The following is a 21480-nucleotide window of genomic DNA, read 5'->3' as shown; positions in this document are numbered from 1 at the left end:
TTTTAACGAGGATGTGGCTTAATGAATGTTATAAGAGTTACTCCAAGGGGATTTTGCCTTGGAGTTGTTAAGTCAATTAAAATTGCCAGAGAAACAGTCAAAAAGTACCCAGATAAAAAAATTTATATGATTGGTAAAATTGTACACAATGATATTATTGTTAAAGAATTTATAGATTTAGGAGTTATTTTACTAGATGACAGGAATGAAAGTCGTCTTAATTTAGTTTCAAAATTAGAGAGTGGTTCAGTTGTAATTTTTTCAGCTCATGGAACTGATTCTAAAGTTATCAATCAATCTGAAAAAAATGGACTGATTGTGGTTGATACAAAATGTGAATGAGTATTAAAAACAGAGGAATTAATTAATGATTATCTGAAAAATAATTGATCAGTTATTTTTGTAGGCAAAAATAGTCATCCTGAAACAATCGCTCTTACAAGCATCAGTGAAAAAATAACTTTAATTACTAGCGCAAATGAGGTAAATGATCTAAACGTCATCGAAAATAGCAAAATAATTGTCACAAACCAAACTACGCTTTCAAAAATAGATACTGAATTTATTTTTAAAGCAATAAAAGAAAAATATCCTAAAGCATTAATAAAAAATGACCTTTGTGATGCAACTCTTGAAAGACAAGAGGCTGTTTTAAAACTTAATCAATCCGAAGTTGATTTACTATTGGTGGTTGGAGATAAAAAAAGTAACAACTCTAATAAATTAGTAGAAATTGGTACAAAAAAAGGCATCAAGTCACTCTTGATTCAATCTAAAAGTGATATTAAGCCAGAAATTCTTAGAAATATAAAAAACGTAGCTGTGACCGCGGGAGCTAGCACACCTAGTTTTATACAATTGGATGTAATTAAATTCCTAGAAAACTATTAGAATTTCTTTCATCCATTTTGGACATCAAATTCGATTACATTGATTTCTTTACCAAATTCTTTTGTAATTTTTTCTGATATATCTTTTATAAAATAATTTTCCATATAATGACCAAGCAAAACTAAATCATTATTGTTATCTTGAGCAAAAATTACTTCATTTCATTTTCCCTCACCTGTTACAAATACTTGATTTTGCATTTTTTCAAAAAACATTGTTTGACTTCCGGCTCCAGTACAAATGAAAAAATTACTAATCATTCTTTCTAAGTTTGAATTTTTTGTGATTCTTAAATCATCAACATTAAAAATTAATTTTAAATTTTCTAGCAAATTTCTTAAAGAAATTTCTTTTTTAAAATTAAATTCATAGCCTTCACCATCTTCTCCTACACGGTTAATTGACTTAATTTCAAATTTATCTTCGATTAATTTTGTTAGAATTTGATTTTCTGAAGCATCATAATTTGTATGAATTGTAAAAATTTGAATGTTATTTTCAATTATTTGTTGAAGCATATCTTTTTTAGCAGGATTATTAAGTTCCTTTTCAATTGAATTAAAAATAAATGGGTGTCTTGAAATTATGAATTTAATTTCTTGAGAAATTGCAAAATCCAAAGCTTCTTTAGTTACGTCTAAACAAACCATTAATTTTTTAACATCCTCATTCTGAGGATCATTAAAAGTTTCTTGAATTTGAAATCCAGAAGCATCTCATTCGGCAACTAATTCTGGACTAAATTTTTCGTTTAAATAGTTTATTATTTTTGTGGTTTTCATTTATTGACTCATTTCCTTATTCGTGTATTTGTTTATTAATTTAAGTTGTTTTTTAAAAGTCTTCTTTTTTTTATCTTTTTCAGGTAGGTTGATTAAAATTTTATTTATTTTTTCCTTTTCCTTAACTCACTTATCGATAAAAAGTTGATTAATGTTTTTCATTAAAATTGGACCAAAACAAGTTTGAGACTTTGTTTTAATTTTTTTACCTGCAAATTTATTTACTTTTATTATTTCATAGATAATACCATTGTCTTCAACCAATACTTCTAATTCAATAAAAAATTTTTTATCTTTTACTCATTTTCGGATTGGCTCAACTAATGTATTAGAAGAAATAATATAAGAATTAATTTTATCGCTGTCTTTTTTTAAAATTTCTAAAATTGTAGTACTGCCCATTCCCGAAATTACACAGCAATCAATTATTAAATTTTCTCTCTCCAAAGTTCATTCTAATCCCGGACTATTTATTACTTCAATAGAATCTGAAACTCCAAAATTTTTTACATTTTGTTGGGCAACTTTGAAAGGATTTTTATTTATATCACTTGCATATACATATTTAACCTTGTGACCCTTAGCTAAATAAATTGGTAAATAAGCATGGTCGGTACCAATATCAGCAACAATTTCTTCATCATCTTTTATAAGGCTAGCAATTTTTATCAATCTTGGCGTTAAAAACTTCATTTTATCCTTTAAAAAAATCTCTTAGTACTTTTGATTTAGGGTTTGCAGCTGTTGGTTTGAATTTTCTAATTGTTTTTGCTTCAATTTGGCGAATTCTTTCGCGAGTTACTTTCAATTCTTTACCAACTTCCTCTAAAGTTTTGGGTGAATCGTATTTTGATAAATGGATTTGAATGCATTTATTGCGGTATGTTTGAACTTTTTCAATTGGGGTGTCATAATGAATGTCCAAACTTATTACAGCTTCTTTTAATTCATCTACACTATCATCATCACATTCTTCGGCCAGACGAATCAAAGTTCTAAGTTTTGTTGGCAGGATTCCAAATCTCATTCTAACAACCTTTTCCTCTCTTGGAGCTAGGATTTCTAAAAATACTTCATCAATAACTTCTCTTAATGATTCCTTTTCAGCATATTCATCGGGTGATGAAATATCTTTGTCTTCAACAAAATCACCAAAATGGGTGTCATCTTCGTCTCCAAATGGTTTTTCCAAACTAACAGGTTCAATTGATAATTTTTTAATTTCGATTACTTTTGCTGCTGTGATGCCATTTCCGTATTTTTCAGCAATCTCTTTTGATGTAGGTTCTCTTCCAAATTCTTGGGTTAATTGACGTTCAATTCTTGTTAATTTATTAATCGTTTCAACCATATGTACCGGAATTCTAATTGTACGAGCTTGATCAGCAATCGCTCTAGTTATCGCTTGACGAATTCATCATGTAGCGTAAGTTGAGAATTTAAAACCTTTTTTATAGTCAAATTTATCAACAGCTTTCATAAGTCCGATGTTACCCTCTTCAATAAGGTCGGCAAAATCAAGTCCACGATTTAAATGTTTACGAGCAACAGAAATTACCAATTTTAAATTCGAGGTAATTAATTTATCACGGCCTGCTTTTACTTCTTCTTCATCATCACTTTCTAGCATTTTTGCATAAAATACCTCTTCATCTTTTGTTAAGATTTTTGAAGATCCAATTTGATTAAAGTAGGCTTTAATAATGTCTTGAATTTTAGTCTCGTTACTTATTCCTCCAACTCTATATTTTACAGTTGTTGTCATTCCAGCAGTTTTCTTCAACTCCTTTTGGGTTTTACTTCGCTCTTTAAATTCAGATTCTAAATTTTTTGATTCTTCACTCTCATCATCTGAGTTATTTAACGCTTCTTCTAATTCATCTTCATCAATTTCTTCATCAGTGAAGACAACGTTTCTATCTGTTAATTCTTTCATTAAAATTTCGATTTCATCTTCTTCAATATCAATAAATTTTTTTGTAATTACTTCAATAATTTCTTCTTGAGAAATTTCGTTGTCATTTTTTTCTAAGTATCTGAATAAATAATTTTTAAATTCTTCAAATGTTTCAATTGTTTTTACGTTTAAGCCCATTTTATTTTTTCTCTCTTTTCTTTCTAAGTTTAATAACTTCTATATAATTTTTTTCAATTATTTTATTATAATTTTCCTTTAATGCTAAGTCGCTAGTTGCTTCCATTTTCTTTAAATAACTTTTATTATTATCTTCAATCTTTTTAGTTTCTAGAATTGATAAAGAATCTTCCAATCCGTGATTACTTAATACACTTTTTAAGAAAAAATAATTAGTTTCATTAATTATTTTGTCAAATTGATTTATAAGTTTGGCGCTTTTGCTTTCATCGCTAAGATATTTCTTTATTTCTTCAGGTTGACCTGGTTCTAAATTGTGAACTCTATATATTTCAATTATTTTATTAATTAATTTTTTGTTGTTTGAATTATTAATTAAATTTAAATTATCTTCTAAATAGTCAAGCTTATCTCGATTATTAACCAAATAATAAATAATACTTTCTTCAGCAAATCTATAACTTTTTAATGTTTTAATTTCATTTGATAAATTGTTCTTTGGTAATTCCTCTTTAAAATTAAAATTTTCACTTTTTTTAAATTCTGTTTTTAAAGCATTCGACCGCACGTCTATACTATTGCGAACTGTATCTTCATTCAAATTTAAAATTTTACTAATCTTGGAAATAGCTTTTGCCTGAAAAATTTCACCGCGAATATGAATTAAAATATTTTTGATTTCTTTCATAAATTGTTCTAAACCAATTTGGTCATTCAAATCTAATTTTCTTGAAAAATAATTGATTGCAAAATCAATTGGGTGTTGAGATTTATCAATTAATTCTCTTATTTTTTTTGCCCCAAATTTATTTATTAATTCATCAGGGTCCAAATTTGAATCATTATCAATAATTTTAACGTTAATACCCAAGTCCATTAATTTACAAGCGGCTTTTAATGCCGCTCTAACTCCTGGTTCGTCTCCATCTAGAAATAAAACAAAATTTTTAGTTATTTTTTTAAATAAATCTACTTGAAAATCGCTAAGGGAGGTTCCCATAATTGCGACCGAATTTTTAATTTCAGCTCGATTCAAGCTTATTACATCCATAAATCCCTCTAAAATTATGATCTCATCATTTCTTTTTATTTCATTTTTTGCATTATTAAAATTGAATGCTAATTCTGATTTTTTAAATATTTTTGTTTCAAAAGTATTCAAATATTTTGGTGAATCATTTTGATTAATTACACGTCCTGAAAAACCAATAATATGGCCGTCTTCATTTTTTATAGGAAACATTAATCTATTTACAAAGACATCTTTAATGTTAGTATCAAAAACTTTTAATATTCCTGAATCAATAATTTCTTCAATTTTAAAACCAACTTGAATAAGATGATCTTTTAGACCACTTTCTTTAAATGAGAAACCAATTTCTCAATAAGCAATTTCTTTTTCACTTATTTTTCTACTTAATAAATATTTTTTGGCATCTATCCCCACTTTGTTATTAAGTACAGCTGAAAAAAATTTAGAGGCATGAAGATTAATTTCAAAAAGCTTTAACTGATAACTACTAAACTTTGGTTTTGAATTGAAATTTTTTAAAAAACCTACATCTAAACCTAATTTTAAAGCCAATTTTTTAATGGCTTCAACAAAATTTATGTTCTCATAGTTTTTAACAAAATCAATGACGTTACCCGATTCATTACAAGAAAAACATTTATAAAATTTTTTTGCAGGACTAATAACCATAGAGGGGTTATTATCCTTATGAAACGGACAAATAGCTTGATAGTTTTGTCCCTTTTTTTGAAGTTTAATATATGAGGAAATGATTTCTATAATATCAGTTTGTTGAATTACTTTATTAATTAACTCTTGAGAAATTTTGTCTGACATTTAGTTCCTCCTTGGATTAAATTAAATCTTTTTTTATAAAATCTTCTAATTCCGAAATTAATACTCTTTTTTGTTCCATTGTATCTCTATTTCTTACTGTAACACATTTATCATTTTCACTATCAAAATCGTATGTAATACAAATTGGAGTTCCTATTGCATCTTGACGGCGATATCTCTTTCCAATATTACCAGTTTCGTCATAAATTACATCATAATTTTTAAGTAAATCATTATAAATCTCTGTTGCCGCTTGATTTTGTTGTTTTTGAAGAGGTAGAACAGCAATTTGATAAGGAGCAATTTTTTTTGGAAGTTTCAGCACCACCCTTGTTCCGTTTTCAACTTCCTCCTCGCAATAACTTTCAGTTAAAATTGCTAAGATTAGTCGTTCAAGACCAACACTTGGTTCTATTACGTGAGGCACAATTTTCTCGTTTGTTGTTGGATCTAGGTATGTTAAGTCCTGTCCGCTTCCGCTTTGATGAGCGGTTAAATCAAAGTTGCCACGATGAGCAACTCCTCATAATTCCCCTCGACCAAATAAAAAGTTATATTCAAAGTCAGTAGTCGCCGCAGAGTAATGAGCTAACTCTTCTTTTGAATGTTCTCTTTTAAAGTAATTATTTTTTGAAATCCCTAAAACTTCACTTAGAAAAAAATCAACCTCTTTAATTCAATACTCAAACCAATTAGTTTTATCTTTAGGATCAAAGAAAAATTCTAACTCCATCTGCTCAAATTCTCTGGTTCTAAAAATAAAATTACCTGGGGTAATCTCATTTCTAAAAGACTTACCAATTTGCCCGATGCCAAATGGTATTTTTTTTCTAGTACTTCTTTGTACATTCTTAAAATTAATAAAAATACCTTGGGCAGTTTCTGGTCTTAGGTAGACAACGCTACTTTCATCTTGTAAAACTCCTTGGTTTGTCTTGAACATTAATTCAAAGTTTCGAATTGTTGTATAATCTAAACCTCCACATTTCGGACAAACTATTTTATTTTTATTTATATAATCTTCGATGTCTGAATTCGACATTTTACCAGCATTTACTTCTGGAAATTTGTCTTCGATTAGTTTATCGGCTCTGAAACGCGATTTACATTTTTTACAATCAATTAAAGGATCGCTGAAATTTCCTAAGTGTCCTGAATTTTTTCAAACTTGAGTATTCATTAGAATTGAACTATCAAGGCCTACATTTAGGTGATTGTGACGTATGAAATAATTTCACCAAAGCTCCTTTACTTTTTGTTTAAGTTCAGAACCTAATGGACCATAATCTCAACTATTTGCCAGACCTCCATAAATTTCAGAACCTTGAAATATAAAACCTTGAGTTTTTATGTGATTTATCAAACTTTCCATATTTTTCATTATTCAATCTCCTTTTAAATGACAATTTTATAAGTATACATTAAATATCAACTAATTTTCTAATTTAAAGCAAAAAATGTCAACACTTTATAAGTTTATTATAAAAACGTTATATTTTGAAATACTTTTTGTTTTTTTATCGTTTCAAGGGCAATAATGTATAAACCCACTTCTGATGACAAGTACTCCATTAAAACATTAGTTAACAATATAACATCCCTTACGTTATATTGGTCTTCGTCTCTGATTTGAAAAAAGTTGCTTCTATCCAATTTTATTAAAAAGTCAACGAAACTCTGACTAACTTGAAAATTATCTAGATTGTTACATTTTCGGCATAAAAAACCGTAATTTTGAAAATCAAAATTTGAATAATCAACTTTTTTTTCATTACAATTTACACATTTTTTCAGGTCTCATTTGACACCAAATCAGTCAAGTGAATAAAATAAAAATAATGAGAAATTTTTTGTAGAATTAATATTATGATTTAATTTAAATATCACTTCATTTAAGATGTTAAAAGCTTGAATATTTTTAACATTACTTTCAAAGGAAAGTTCGATTAATTCAACACAAGCACTAGCATACAAATAGTTCTGATAGATTTTAGACAAATTTATATTTAAATTAATTAATTCTCCAGTTTTTAGTTTACTAATACCTTCTAATCTATTTGTTTTAAAAATTTCAAAACGACTGCGCGAGAAGGTTTGGATACTAAATTTGTTTTTAGAGTTCGCCCTATTAACCCCTAAAGCTTTTATAGATAATTTTCCGTATTCTTTTGAAAATACAACAATTATTTGATCAAAATCATTTAAAGGATATTTTCTTAAAACTATTGCTTCTATTTCAATCGCAGGCATTAATAAGTATCCTTATCATAACCTAATTTTTTAATTAAACTCGGTGAACTTCTTCATTTTTTTTCAACTTTAACAAAAAGTTCCAGGTGAAACTCTTTGCCAAAAAGAGATCTTAATTTAATTCTTGCTGCTGTACCAATGGCTTTTATTTTCGATCCGCCCTTACCAATAATTATCCCCTTTTGGCTGTCTCTCTCAACTATTATAGTTGCCATTATTTTTATTATTCAGCTTTTTTCATGAAATCTTTCAATCAAAATTGCAACACTATGCGGAATTTCTTCTTCAGTTTGTATTAGTATTTCTTCTCTTATTGTCTCTCTAACAATAAATCGTTCTGGTTGGTCTGTAAACATGTCGCTTGGAAAATACTCAATTCCTGTTTCTGGCAGAAAATCTACTATCTTATTTTTTAAAACATCAATATTTAAACTATCTGTTGATGAAATTGTTATGATTTCAGTAAATTTAAAATCAATTTCTTTTCATTCAGAAATTTTATTTTGCAAAGTCTTTTCATCCACTAAATCTTTTTTGGTAACTACTAAAATTACCGGAACTTCACGCTCCTTCAAGGCTCTCAAAATAAAATTATCATTTTCACCGATAAATTCGTTCGCTGGAGCTAAAAAGAGAATTACATCAGCGGATTTTGTTGAATACATTGCCGATTTATTCATAAATTTACCCAATTCATGTTTATGGTCATGAATTCCTGGAGTATCAACGAAAACTATTTGATATTCTGACTTAGAGTTCAAAATTCCAGTTATATTATTTCTAGTTGTCTGCGCCTTGTTAGTTACAATAGACACCTTCCTATTTAAAAAAGTATTTAATAACGTAGATTTTCCTACATTGGGTCTTCCGACAATTGAGACAAATCCAGACTTTATCTTTTCCATAATAATTTACCTCCTAAATATTTTCCTTTTTATCTTGATCATTTTTTTTAGCTTGTTCATATATTTTTTCTACTGATTCTTTAAATTGTTCTACAGAATCAAATGGTTTAACAACGACTGCGTAAACATTAATTTTATTTAAAATTGCTATTCAAATATTAACATTAGATCCCAATGCAAAAAATCAGATAATTATATTAAATAGATAAACAAATAAAACTTGATGTCCGGACAAATAAGACTTTTCTTGTATTACTACGAGAGAATAAATCATCAGACCTGAATAAATTAACAATATTACTCCAAAATAGTAAATAGAAAATTTATTATATGGGGCCATAAAGGAAACTAACAAAACGCTAACTCCAAAAAACAATGAAAAATACTTCATGAAATCCAAGTCTACTTGTTGAAAAATCGAAATGAAATGCAAAACAGAAGCCAAACCCATGCTCAAAGAACCAGCAACTATCATCAGTCTTCTTGCACTATTTTCATTTGGGTGAATTCAATATTTAAACACAAATGAATTTTCTTTATCTCCAGTTTTTCTAAGCATGTTAATTTTAGTTCATTCCCTATTAATTGCATTTATAAATATAAAAAGCTTTGAATAAATTTTATACGAAATCAAGCAAAGAGAAATTACTACAACTCACAATCACCACTTTGTAATAAAATTAATCCACAATCCCAATGAGCTAGTTTTAGAAAATAATCCAAAGGCATCTAGAACAAATATAAAATTACAGAAGAATAATAGCTGGCAAATAAATATAAAATTAAAAAAATATGTAAAATATTTAGTGCTGTTTCCTAATGAGATTTTTGTAAAAAAAATAATTATAGTCGTTAATCCAACAATATTAAATCCAATCACCATCATCGCTATATTTATCAAGTTTATTTGATCATTTAGAAGAAAAATATCCCTTTCGTTTAATAATTCACTATTTTGCAATTCTAATGTTAGAGATATTTTATAGTAAATTAAAAGCAAAAATATGACCGAAGTTGTTATTAATGAATAAAAAATAGCAGTACAAATCTGAACTCGATTCACAAAATCACCTTCTGAAGCAATTTTTAAATCACTATTTTTAAGCATTTTTTTTGTAAACATTACTCCTACAGGACTCAAAACATCAGAGAAATTACGATATTTCTTTTTTAATTCCTTCATGTCTCTTCCTCCTTGATTTTAAAAAAATGTATTTAGAAAAATAAAAAATAAAGCTAAAACAAATCAAAATATTTCTCCAATGTAAACATATTTGAAATTGTTACTTATTTTTTCATACTTTACTAAATTTATTTTTCTAACTTTTGTGCTAATGTTTTTCCTAAATGAAAAATATTTAAAAATTAATATATTTGCATTAAAAATAACCGCAATAATAAATAAAAAAACTATGGAACTATATCCGTTATCTGGCGAATTCCTGTTTAGCCCATTAAAAATAAAAAATATTATATCTAATCTCGAAGATGCAAAGCAAGTAGCAAAAAAAATGGTCCAAACTAAAAAAATAAATCATGATTTTTGAGAAGTATTTTTTTTAAGAATTCAAATAGCTTTTCTCTCGTTAAAATAGTGCATTAAATCTCTTTTATTAAATTCCATTGAATTTTTGAAAATTGTCAAAGCATAATCCAAATCCCTATATAATCTAGATCTATCTACTCCATTTATTTCATTTACTCTAAGGTCGTATTTCAGTTTCTCAAATATTTTTGCACCGTCTTCCTTCAAAAATAAATGTCGCTTAAAAAACTTTTTGTAACTAATTGAGTAAAATAGCGGTCCAAGTATCAAAATAGCAAACCCGGTCGCTGATAATAAATCCGTTATTATTGTTTGAACCGAAAATCCCATTAAACTAATACCCCTTTTTATTTTAATTCTTCAGAAGAAAACTGGAATGGTAGAAAATCATCAATTTTAAAGTCACCTAAGTGTTTGTTGATATTAAACATTTCAATTACTACATTATTATCAATTATTTCTGATATAAATTGTCTACAAATACCACAAGGTGACCCAAAACCTGTTGAGGATGTCATAATTGAAATTTTTTCAATTTCTTTTTCGTTTAGGCCAAGTGCAAAAATTTGTGGCAATGCAACTCTTTCTGCACAAATACCCGCTGGATAAGACGCATTTTCTACATTTACTCCAAAAATCTCTTGACCGTTTTTCATTTTTACAATACAACTGACAGGAAACTTCGAGTAAGGAACATATGAATTTTTTAGTAAATTTTTAAGTTTTTTAAAAGTTATTTCTTTTGACATAATTACCTCTAAGATAAATATTTATTTATCTGTTCTATAAATGGTGGGAGTAGTATTAGAAATCCAATAACAAAAGATATTATTGCATTTATTATACTTGCAGCAGCTCCAATATCCTTAATTTTTTTGGCTTTAATATTATACTCGAATGAAAGTAAGTCTACTAAATTTTCAATAGAAGTATTTACGAATTCAAATCCCAATACAAATCCAATTGTTAAAATTAATATTGATCATTCGACGGTATTTATTTTTAATCATATAGACAAACCTACAACTATGATTATTGAGATTAAATAAAATATAAGTGTTGATTCTTCCTTTAATACAACCTTAATACCTCTTGCGGCATTGGCAAACTTGTTCCGCATTACTGTACCCATATTTGCCTTTTTTTTATTTTTTTTATTTTTCATTTAATTATCCTCTTAAGTAATCTTGTTCGTCAAAAGTGATTTTATATTCAATGCCAATTTCCTTTAGAATTTGATCCTGATAGTGGAACATTTTTTCCTCTTCTTCTTGACTCAATTCATGGTCAAAGCCCATTAAATGCAAAAAACCATGAATAAACAAAAACGCCATTTCTTCTCTCAATGTGTGATTATATCTAAGGGCCTTTCTCTGGGCCTCTTCTTGACAAATAAAAATATCTCCTAATTCGACTTGGTTGTCTTCTGCTTGATATTCAGGGTTATATGAGGTATCGATATTGAAGGATAGAACATCTGGTATATAGTCTTTATTTCTATAATTAATGTTCATATTCCTAGCTTCATTTTCGTCAATAAAATTTATGCTAAAAGACAAATTTTTATCAATTTCCATTTTTTTGACTGCAGATTCAAAAATATCGTAGTATAACTTCTTAAAATCGTCAACTTTAAAATCGGTTAAATTGTTAAATAACAATTCGTGCATTTTTATCACCTATATTATTATACATTTAAAAAATTGTTTTTAAAATATAGTTTAATAATGTTTCATCACCAGTATAAATAAAACCCGCTTTATCTTCAGGTAATTCGTAATTATAAGAATTGTTAACAACTATTTTTTTATCTTCAATACTTTTAAAATCAGAAAAAACGATTTTTTTACCTTTTTCATTAAAAAAGTATATATTTTTTATCGAATTTGGGATTTTTTCAACACAAATAAATTGTAGGTAATTATCACTATTTTCTGATATAGTGGGGATAATTATGGCTTTTGAAATGATTTTTATTTTTATCAAATTCAGACATAAAATTGAGGAAATAATAATTAGCCACATTAGTATTATGATTAGATATTTTTTCATTATTTCACCTCAACTACTTTACTAAAGTATTTTTCGCTTTTTATATCGTGATCGCAAAAAATAACTAATTTATCAAAGTGAATTTTTAGGAAAATTTCAATTAATGAATTTTTAATTTCAAACTCAACATTAGAAAGTGATTCATCAATCAAATATACATCATAGTTAGTAAAAATAATTGATGCAAAATTAATAATTTGTTTTTGACCAACACTGAAATTACTTGCATTTGAATTCATTTTTTTATTGAAGTCAATTCCTGATTCTATGAGAATTTTAAACACACTATCATAGGCAGAAGCAAATCTTGGTTCAATTTCTCAATTATTTTTTATGTAATTGGCAACAGTAGAATCTGAAACAAAATCATTAGAACTAAGATACATTATTCTATTGTAGTTTTCTATTGATTTACTAGTAATCTTATTATAAAAAATTTCCCCAGAAAAATTATTTATAATTCCCGCAATTGATAGCATTAATGTTGTTTTACCTGAACCATTTTTACCCTTTAGAAAATTGTGATTTGTAAAATAACAATTAAAGTCGTTCAATATTAATTTATTATTGGAATATTTTGAAAAATCCTTAATATTTATTGAAACTATTTTTTCTTTAATATTTCTATTAGAGCAACCTTTGCTTTCCACTAAATTCAAAAAGCTTAAATTTTCATTGATTATTTTTAATTTAAGTACATCATCAAGAAAAAAATTAATTGAAGAAAAAAATTTTTTTATTTGTAAAGTAAGAATTGAGAAATAAATTAAGTCGTTAGAGTGCAACTCTTTTTTGGTAATTAAAAAAGTGGCAAAATAAAATACCAATAAGTAGAAAAACTTGTTAATTACATATTCTAATGCGTCAATATTGGTTGATAATCCCCCCATTTTTTTATTATTTTCTAAATTTTCATTATAACTTTTCATTATTTTATTAAGAGAATTTTTTTGCGAAAATCTGGTCTTAGTAGTTAAAAAACCATCAACCAAATCTTTTAAATTTTTCTGGTAAATATTTTCAGAATTTTTTATTTTATAACTAAGTTCTTTTTTTGAAGTATAAAAAATTCTGCTAATAAGTAAAATAATAAAGTTTTCTATGATTACGAATGAAAAAAAGTATATGTTTATTTTTATTAATAAAAATAAACATATCATAGCAATGATAAATGAATTTAAGTATTTAAAAAATTTTATTACAATTATTTCATTTTTACTGTGTAAATCAGCAAACATTTGATATCAACGCATTTCACCAACATTTTTAAACTTTTCATAATTGATATTTAGAAATTGTTTTGTTATTTTAAGCTTTTGCTTTTGACAAATAGCTTTGTAAACTTCTCTTATTAATATTGTTTGAAAATACGAAATTGCTAAAAATGTCATAAATATAATTGCAAAACCAAAAAAGAAACCCATTATCTCGTTTTTAAAATTAGTTTCAACTAAAACTAGAAAATCTTTTATAAAGCTGTTAGACAAAATTATCATCAAATCACAAGCCAAACTAAAAAATGTAATAAATAAAATAAAAAATACATTTTCTCGAATTATTTTGAAATTATTAAAAAAACTGATATTTGTTTTTTTTAAATGAGCAACCTTTTTGGCTATCGAAAATATCCCTTGGTAAATCTTTGAAAATTGTGAAATTGACATCCACTCTACTGCCTCGTTGTTTGGGTCAGCAATTAAAAGCCTGTCTTTACTAACCTTATAAATTAACACCAAATGGTTTTCCCTATTCTTGTTTTTTATAAGAGCAATTAATGGTCCCATTTTTAATGAATTCAGTAAATCACTGATTTCAGCTTGAAACGTTTTTATTTCAATACCATAATTTCCAAGTAGCGAACTTACCTCATTCAAGTTCTTAGGATTTTCGTCTAGATTAAACTTAAATTTTAAAAAATCCAAAGAAATTTTTTTATTTTGATAATATTCTATAACCATTGAGGCTATAGCAATTGAACAATCATTTTCCGACTGCTGTTTTACGAATGAATAAATATTAAATCCCCTTCATTTTTTCGGAAAATAAATGGTTTAAAACTAAAAATTCTAGGCTTTTGGCCTAGAATTTATTAATAATTCATTACTAAAATATCATGAATTCTTAACATATTTTGGGTATCAGTAAAATGATCCACTATTTGCAACGCAAATTTTAACGCCGCTCCAGCTGAACTTCCAGTAATTATATTACCATCTTCAATTGAAGCCATATGAGGTTTTAAAATCGCTTTTTCCAAGAAATTGGTCGATCCAGGATAATGAGTAATTTCCTTATTGTCAGCCAAACCAATCATTCCTAGTATTTGTGGTGCTGCACAAATTGCTGCAATTGTTTTGTTTGCAGCAGAGTGTTTAAGCAATAATTCCCTTAAGGGGCTAAATTCCATTAAATTGTCTGTACCAGGTTGACCTCCTGGTAAAACCAAACAATCATAATTTGAAAAATCACAATCTTTGAATAGTAAATCAGCCTTTACAATAATTTCATGACTTCCTTTAACATCAAATTTTTCGTTAATAGATATTAAATCTACTTCAAATTCTGCTCTTCTTAAAACATCTACTGTGCTAACTGCCTCAATTTCTTCAAATCCTTCGGCTAAAAATACTGCTATTTTAACTTTCATAAAACTCCTCTTTCCTTATATGGTAATTATATCGTTTTTTTTGTATAATTAGTTAAGTCGGGGTGAAAAAATGAAACTATTTAGATTATTAAAATTTCTTTCATTAAGTAACTCTAAGAAAATTAGAACAGCTGATAATAAAATACCGAATGAGGATTCATTTACACTAAAATTTAATGATAAGGACATGAATTTAGAAACCCGATTCATAAGCGATTTATCAACAAGGTTCAACTCACTTTATCGCCAACAAAGAATTAATCCCGAGGAAAGCTTTGTTTTTAAAAATGTTAAAGGATTTAGTTCAATTGGATTTAGATTTGCTATAGATATTGTTATATGCGATAAAGTTGGTGAGGTTTTGGCAACTTACACGAATTTTCCGCCACAAAAATTAAGCAGTTTCCATGAAAAGGGTTACTATGCAATTTGTCTTTCAAAAGGAACTATAAAATTCTGAAATATTAAACCCAGTGATATTTTGAAGGTTCAAAAAACCAACACCTACTGATAGTAAGTGTTGGTTTTTTTAAAACGAAAATACTAAGACTAGAATTACAATAAGAATAAAGATCGGAATTAAAAAGAAAAGGTATTTTGTTTTTTCATTTTTTGGAACATCTAATCCCTTTATTTTTTTTGGTTTAGAAGTTTTTGCAACAATATTTTCTTCTGTCACTATTTCACTTTTTTGTTCCAAATTTTGTGGCGAAAGAACAGGTTTAATTTCATTTTCAAAATTGATAATCTGTTTTTTTTCTGGAGCTGCCTTAACTTCCTCATTTTTAACAGAAGATTTTAATTCAGATTTCTCAGCTTCGATTTCAATAATTTCAATTTCTGAAATACCAGACAATGTGTTCAGAAAATGCTGAGCCACTTTTTTATTAGGAGTATAGAATTCAATACCACCTCCATATGTATCACTTTGTAAATTTATTAAATTTAGTTCCTCATTACTTTTTGCTTTTTTAAACTCAATTTTATCAATCTTAAATTTATCTATTGGAACATATCTAATATTGTTTTTTATGTTATCGTCATCTATCTCAACTGTAAAAATTCTTTTATCCGTGATGAAGATCATACCAATCATTGGGGAATTAAATCTTTCAAAACTAGCTCAAAGAGCAGACAAAAGAGATTCGTCATTATCAAAATAAGTTTCAATAAATGGCCAAATTCTTGTTTCTATGTCTTTATAATTTGGAGGTCAAACTCAACCTTTGGCTGCAAGTTCCTCGCGAATTTTAAATATTTCTTTCATAAATGCCTCTTTGAGTTTCTAATTTTTTTTATTTGTAAAATTATAATATGTTTCTAAAACTTTTTTTTCATATTTTGAATTATTTTTGGATTTAAAATATTCAACATCTTTTATTTCTTCAGGCATATACTGTTGTTTAACTCAATTATTTAAAAAATTATGCGGATACTTGTATCCAATACCGTGTCCCAATTTTGAAGCCGATTTATAATGACTATCCCTTAAAAATTTAGGTACCGGAGGGCAAACCCCTTTTCTCACATCACTAAGTGCACTTTCCGTTGCCATATAAGCGCTGTTGGATTTTTCAGATAAAGCCATTTCCACAATTGCCAAACCTAAAATAATTCGCCCCTCTGGCATCCCGATTTGTCTAAAGCTTTGGGTTGCAGTATATACTCTTTGTGGAATTGTTGGATTAGCTAAACCAATATCTTCATAAGCCATAATAACCATTCGTCTCATTAATGTCTCATAATCCCCCAACTCCATTAATCTAGATCAATAATGTAGCGCTGCATTCACATCACTACCTCGAATAGATTTTTGCAGTGCGGATTTTAGATCATGGAATTCGTCTCCATAACCAGAGCCTTTAGCTTTTGCTTCTGGAATAACTTCAGCAATTGTTTCTAAAGTAATTTTTTCACCTTTATAAAGGTTAATCAAAATCTCAATTCAGTTGATTGCAGTTCTCAAATCTCCATTGGCAAGCTCAGACAAATATAGAAGCGATTCATCATCAATCTTAAGTTCAATTTCAAAATCTTTAATTATTTTTTTTAAACCTTCAGACATTTCCTTAGATGATATTGGTTGTAAATTAATTAAATTACATCTACTGCGAATTGCTGGATTTATGACGAAAAATGGATTTTCCGTTGTAGCTGCAAATAAAATTATTTTACCAGTTTCGAGAAATTCTAAAAGAAAATCTTGTTTGTCTCTATTCATACGGTGAATTTCATCTATTATAACAATGTGTTGATTATTTTCCTCAATATTTTCTACTACTTTTTGAAGCTTTTCTTTTTTATCAATTGAGGCATTGAATATAGTATATTCTTTTTTTAAATCGCTTGCCAGAGCAATACCCAATGTTGTTTTACCTACACCAGGAGGACCATGAAAAATTAAATTTGTGGCAAACTGGTTTTTTACCATTCGAGAAATTATCCCCTTATTATCATTAATTATATGTGATTGACCAATTATGTTAGAAATAGTTTTTGGGCGTAAAGCCATAGCTAAAGGTTGTTGCATTTTTACCTCCAAAGTATAAATTTATCATATCAAAATCACAATAAATTTACTTGATTATTATCACTAATTTTTTTTAAAATAAAAAAACCCATAAGGGTTTTTGTTAATTAGTTTTACTATTTGCTTTTGATGATTCTGGTTTTGAAGTTAAAGGTAGACTATGAGTGATTTTTTTTGGTTTTTCTTGGAAAACCTGTTCGAAAACATCCTCATATTTTTCAGTTCCAATAATTTCTAATTCTGATTTAACCTCTTCAGGAATATCTTCAAGATCTTTTAGATTTTTTATTGGTACTAAAATTTTTTTCAATCCACTTCTGTGAGCAGAAATAGATTTTTCTCTTAACCCTCCAATTGGAAATACTAGGCCTCTTAAAGTAATTTCACCAGTCATACCAATTTCTTTTGAAACCGGACGATTTGTCAAAGCGCTAATAATAGCAGTTGTTAAAGTTACTCCGGCACTTGGTCCGTCTTTTGGAACAGCACCCTCTGGAACGTGAATATGAATGTCATTATTCTCAAAAACTTCCTTAGGTATTCCAAAACTATCATGATTTGACTTAATGTAATCTAACGCAATTGTTGCAGACTCCTTCATCACATCACCAAGTTTTCCGGTTAAAACTAAACCACCCTTACCAGGGAAGTGATTTACTTCAATAGGTAAAATATCTCCACCGAATTGAGTATATGCTAGTCCTGTTACAACTCCAATTTGAGAAGATTTTTCCTTACTTGTAAAATCAAAAATTCTCTTTCCAAGTAATTCGTTAACTAATTTTGGAGTGACTTTCATCGTTTTAACTTCTTTATTTAATAATTTAACTACAAATTTTCTTGTAATAGAAGCAATTAATCTTTCAAGCTGTCTTACACCAGCTTCTCTTGTGTAGTGTTTAATTAATTCACTAATTGATTCTGAAGTAAATTCTAGTTCAGAACTTGTAACTGCGTGATTTTCTAAAACTTTAGAAATTAGATAATTTTGAGCGATTTGTAATTTTTCAATTTCTGTGTAACTCGAAAGTTCAATGATTTCCATACGATCGTATAGCGCTTCAGGAATATTTTCAGGATAGTTAGCTGTTGCAATGAATACTACATCACTTAAATCATAACTTTCTTCAATATAGTGATCTGAAAAAGCATCGTTTTGTTCTGGATCTAATACCTCAAGCATTGCACTAGAAGGGTCACCTTTATAATCACTAGACATTTTATCAATTTCATCTAATAAAAATACAGGGTTTTTAGTTTTAGCCTTTTTCATTGCTTGAATAATTCTACCTGGCATTGAACCGATATAAGTTTTTCTATGTCCCCTTATTTCAGCTTCGTCTTTTACACCACCAAGAGATACTTTTACAAAGTTTCTTCCCATTGATTCTGCAATAGATTTTGCAAGAGATGTTTTACCAACTCCGGGAGGACCTACTAAAGTAATGATTTGTCCTTTTACAGAATTGGTTTTTTGTTTAACTGCCAAGTATTCAATAATTCTATCTTTAACTTTTTTCAGTCCAAAGTGATATTTATCAAGAATTTCACGAGCAAATAATAAATCTTGTTTTTCTTCAGATTTTTCTCATCATGGAATCTGCATCATTCAATCAATATATGATCTCACAATATTAGCTTCGCTTGAGCTTGCTGGCATTCCTTCATACTTATCAATTTCTTGTAATACTCTCTCTTTTACTGCTTGAGGAAATGGTTCGTTTTCTAGTCGGTTTCGATATTTTTTAATATCGTCTCCCTCTTCGTCCATATCACCCAATTCTTCTTTGATGGCTTTAAGCTTTTCTCTAAGGTAATATTCACGTTGTTGTTCATCAATTCTTGATTTAATTTTCTTGCTAATATTAGTTTCAATATCTGCTGATTTTTTCTTTTCATCTAAGAAATCATTAATAATATTTAATCGATTAAATGGATTTAATTCTTCTAATAGACTTTGTTTCTTTTCCACTGGCATAAATGGTAAATGGTAAGCAACTGTATCAACAATTAAATTCGCATCCTTTTTACCAAAAACCGCATCACTAATTTCCGATGGTAAATCCTCTTGTGATTCAATCATTTTCTTTAGGTATTTTGTAACTTTATTTTTGCTTTGATCATCTTTATCTTCTTCTGACTTAACAACTGTATAGTCTGCTGTATAGTAATCTTTTAAAGTAATGTTATCAAGTTTTACTCTATCTACAGCTAATATATTTATTGTAGAAGTTCCGTCTTTTCATTCTTTTTTAATTGAAATATCTGCAATAATTCCAAAGTTATAGATTTCCTCAATCTTAGGATTATCATCAACAGGTTTTTTTTGAGATACCAATAAAATCTTACCGCCATTTTCAGCGATTGCCGCTTTAACAGCAAGAGTTGATTTATCTCTCCCTATTTCAAGTGCTTGTTCAAAGGTAGGAAAAATGTAACTTCCCCTTGTTACAAGTAATGGTAAATTTTTGTTTTTGCTCATAAGTAGACCTTCTTTCTTGGCACAAGATAATAATATCATATTTTTTAGCACTTGCAATAGTTAAGTGCTAAAAAATGTAAAAAACCTGGTTTTTAACTCAGGTTTTTAATAGTTTAGCCGTTGTTTGAATAAATAAAATCAATTATTTTCTCATTTATTATTTCTGAACGAACTTGACCCTCTTGAAGAACTGATTTTTTCAAGAATTCCACATCAATTCCAAATTGATTTGCAAGATCTTTGTATTTTGAGTCAACTTCTTCTTGAGTAGCTTCAATTTTTTCTTTATTTCTAACCTCATCAGTGATTAAGTAACTTTCAAGACGTTTTTTGGCATCTCCAAAAATTTCCTTATTAATATCTTCATCCGTCATTCCTGTAACTTTTTTGTATTCTTTTAGAGTCATTTTATTTGCAATAACTTTCTGTTCAAATTCTTTTCTCATAGTTTGAACTTCTTTATCAATTGCACTTTTTGGCAATTCTATTACAGATTTTTCTCTAATTAAATCAATAATTTGGTTTACAAAAACATTTCTTTCATTTGTCTGTTTTTGTTTTTCTATTTGGACTGATACATATTTTTCTAATTCTTTATAATTATTAACATCCTTGATATTTAAATCTTTAGCTAATTCGTCATCAGCTTTAGGTAATTCACGAGATTTAATTTCTTTAATATTTAATTTGAATTTAGCATCTTTTCCAGCAAGATTTTCTGCTTGGTAATCTTTTGGGAAAGTCACTGAAATCTCTGATTTAACTCCTAGAGCAAGACCGATCATAGCTTCTTCAAAACCTGGAATAAAGTTTTTACTTCCAATTACCAATTGGTAATCTTCACCCTTTCCACCTTGAAATGGTTCTCCGTCCATAAATCCTTCAAAGTCGAACTTAACATTGTCACCTTCTTCAATAACAACACTATCTCCTTCTTTAACTTTTTCCATCACGAAGCGTTCTTGGTATCTTTTAATTTCAGCAGCAATTTCTTCTTTTTCAGCTTTAACTGGGGTTTTTTTAGGACCGGTTAAACCTTTGTAATTTTCAATTTTGATTTCTGGCTTTAAGTCAAAAATAAATTCTAATACTAATTCCTTATCTGAAATTTTAGTAGGTGCTGGTGCTGGTGTTCCTCATGGTTGAATGTCTGATTTTTGCTCTTTTGCAAAATCGTATGCCTTTGGCATTGCCAAACGAAATGCTTCGTTCATGACTTTAACTTCACTCAAACTTTTCAAAGCCATTTCTTTTGGAACTTTTCCTTTTCTAAATCCAGGGATTTGTACTTCTTGCAATGCTTTATTACGTCCTTTGTCACAGAATGCTTTTCATTCGTCACCTTCTATCGAAATAATTCATTTACCTTGACCTGATTCAGGTAATTTTTTTGCCTCAAATTTCATAAATATTCTCCATTCTTATCACTAAAAATTATTATAACAAAAACA

20 protein-coding genes are annotated in these 21480 nt (G+C 27.9%); 2 read left to right on the top strand and 18 right to left on the bottom strand.

Features of this window, described 5'->3' with window-relative positions:
- Positions 1-21: 21 nt before the first annotated feature.
- A complete protein-coding gene (ispH, locus tag SALLE_RS02285; protein ID WP_115558021.1) occupies positions 22-891 on the top strand; it encodes a 4-hydroxy-3-methylbut-2-enyl diphosphate reductase in 870 nt (289 codons plus the stop codon).
- Here ispH and SALLE_RS02280 read toward each other — a convergent pair.
- From SALLE_RS02280 to SALLE_RS02210, 14 genes are all read right to left on the bottom strand, one after another.
- Positions 888-1673: a Nif3-like dinuclear metal center hexameric protein gene (locus SALLE_RS02280; RefSeq protein ID WP_115558020.1), complete on the bottom strand. Its 786-nt coding sequence runs from the start codon at positions 1671-1673 to the stop codon at positions 888-890. The genes ispH and SALLE_RS02280 overlap by 4 nt on opposite strands.
- Entirely contained in the window at positions 1674-2366 is a 693-nt protein-coding gene (locus tag SALLE_RS02275) for a tRNA (adenine(22)-N(1))-methyltransferase (RefSeq protein WP_115558019.1), read from the bottom strand. It abuts the gene before it with no gap.
- A 1-nt stretch (position 2367) separates the two neighbouring features.
- Positions 2368-3768 (bottom strand): sigma-70 family RNA polymerase sigma factor, encoded by a 1401-nt coding sequence (locus SALLE_RS02270; protein WP_115558018.1) that lies wholly within the window; start codon positions 3766-3768, stop codon positions 2368-2370.
- 1 nt (position 3769) lies between these two features.
- Positions 3770-5617 (bottom strand): DNA primase, encoded by a 1848-nt coding sequence (gene dnaG, locus SALLE_RS02265; RefSeq protein ID WP_115558017.1) that lies wholly within the window; start codon positions 5615-5617, stop codon positions 3770-3772.
- 16 nt (positions 5618-5633) lie between these two features.
- On the bottom strand, positions 5634-6989 hold the full coding sequence (locus tag SALLE_RS02260; RefSeq protein WP_115558718.1) for a glycine--tRNA ligase: 1356 nt from the start codon (positions 6987-6989) through the stop codon (positions 5634-5636).
- A gap of 107 nt (positions 6990-7096) precedes the next feature.
- Positions 7097-7867 carry a DNA repair protein RecO gene (gene recO / locus SALLE_RS02255; RefSeq protein WP_115558016.1) on the bottom strand — a complete coding sequence of 257 codons (771 nt, stop codon included), beginning with the start codon at positions 7865-7867 and terminating at the stop codon, positions 7097-7099.
- Positions 7867-8772 carry a GTPase Era gene (era, locus tag SALLE_RS02250; RefSeq protein WP_115558015.1) on the bottom strand — a complete coding sequence of 302 codons (906 nt, stop codon included), beginning with the start codon at positions 8770-8772 and terminating at the stop codon, positions 7867-7869. Before era ends, recO begins: the two co-directional genes overlap by 1 nt.
- A gap of 13 nt (positions 8773-8785) precedes the next feature.
- Positions 8786-9955: a hypothetical protein gene (locus SALLE_RS02245; protein WP_115558014.1), complete on the bottom strand. Its 1170-nt coding sequence runs from the start codon at positions 9953-9955 to the stop codon at positions 8786-8788.
- Positions 9956-10665: 710 nt separating this feature from the next.
- On the bottom strand, positions 10666-11067 hold the full coding sequence (gene cdd / locus SALLE_RS02235) for a cytidine deaminase (protein ID WP_115558012.1): 402 nt from the start codon (positions 11065-11067) through the stop codon (positions 10666-10668).
- 8 nt (positions 11068-11075) lie between these two features.
- Positions 11076-11483 carry a diacylglycerol kinase family protein gene (locus SALLE_RS02230; RefSeq protein ID WP_115558011.1) on the bottom strand — a complete coding sequence of 136 codons (408 nt, stop codon included), beginning with the start codon at positions 11481-11483 and terminating at the stop codon, positions 11076-11078.
- Between the two features lie 4 nt (positions 11484-11487).
- Positions 11488-11988 (bottom strand): rRNA maturation RNase YbeY, encoded by a 501-nt coding sequence (gene ybeY, locus SALLE_RS02225; RefSeq protein WP_115558010.1) that lies wholly within the window; start codon positions 11986-11988, stop codon positions 11488-11490.
- A gap of 25 nt (positions 11989-12013) precedes the next feature.
- Positions 12014-12370 carry a hypothetical protein gene (locus SALLE_RS02220; protein ID WP_115558009.1) on the bottom strand — a complete coding sequence of 119 codons (357 nt, stop codon included), beginning with the start codon at positions 12368-12370 and terminating at the stop codon, positions 12014-12016.
- The gene (locus tag SALLE_RS02215) at positions 12370-14385 is read right to left on the bottom strand and encodes a cysteine peptidase family C39 domain-containing protein (RefSeq protein WP_281267726.1); all 2016 of its coding nucleotides are present in this window, start codon (positions 14383-14385) and stop codon (positions 12370-12372) included. Before SALLE_RS02215 ends, SALLE_RS02220 begins: the two co-directional genes overlap by 1 nt.
- A 74-nt stretch (positions 14386-14459) precedes the next feature.
- Positions 14460-15017, bottom strand: coding sequence for a DJ-1 family glyoxalase III (locus SALLE_RS02210; RefSeq protein WP_115558007.1), 558 nt, complete (start codon positions 15015-15017; stop codon positions 14460-14462).
- Between the two features lie 70 nt (positions 15018-15087).
- Between SALLE_RS02210 and SALLE_RS02205 the strand changes: the two genes are divergently transcribed.
- Positions 15088-15531 (top strand): DUF192 domain-containing protein, encoded by a 444-nt coding sequence (locus tag SALLE_RS02205; protein WP_115558006.1) that lies wholly within the window; start codon positions 15088-15090, stop codon positions 15529-15531.
- A 15-nt stretch (positions 15532-15546) separates the two neighbouring features.
- Here the strand turns inward: SALLE_RS02205 and SALLE_RS02200 are convergent, their stop codons facing one another.
- The 4 genes from SALLE_RS02200 to tig all read right to left on the bottom strand — a co-directional run bounded on the left by SALLE_RS02200 (position 15547) and on the right by tig (position 21435).
- Entirely contained in the window at positions 15547-16284 is a 738-nt protein-coding gene (locus SALLE_RS02200; RefSeq protein ID WP_115558005.1) for a hypothetical protein, read from the bottom strand.
- Between the two features lie 18 nt (positions 16285-16302).
- Positions 16303-17547 (bottom strand): replication-associated recombination protein A, encoded by a 1245-nt coding sequence (locus SALLE_RS02195; protein WP_115558004.1) that lies wholly within the window; start codon positions 17545-17547, stop codon positions 16303-16305.
- 103 nt (positions 17548-17650) lie between these two features.
- The gene (gene lon / locus SALLE_RS02190; RefSeq protein ID WP_115558003.1) at positions 17651-20029 is read right to left on the bottom strand and encodes an endopeptidase La; all 2379 of its coding nucleotides are present in this window, start codon (positions 20027-20029) and stop codon (positions 17651-17653) included.
- Positions 20030-20142: 113 nt separating this feature from the next.
- Entirely contained in the window at positions 20143-21435 is a 1293-nt protein-coding gene (gene tig / locus SALLE_RS02185) for a trigger factor (RefSeq protein ID WP_115558002.1), read from the bottom strand.
- Positions 21436-21480 lie beyond the last annotated feature (45 nt).

This window comes from Spiroplasma alleghenense, assembly GCF_003363775.1.
Taxonomy (GTDB): domain Bacteria; phylum Bacillota_I; class Bacilli_A; order Mycoplasmatales; family Mycoplasmataceae; genus Spiroplasma_B; species Spiroplasma_B alleghenense.
This window is presented reverse-complemented; position numbering and strand designations above follow the sequence as displayed.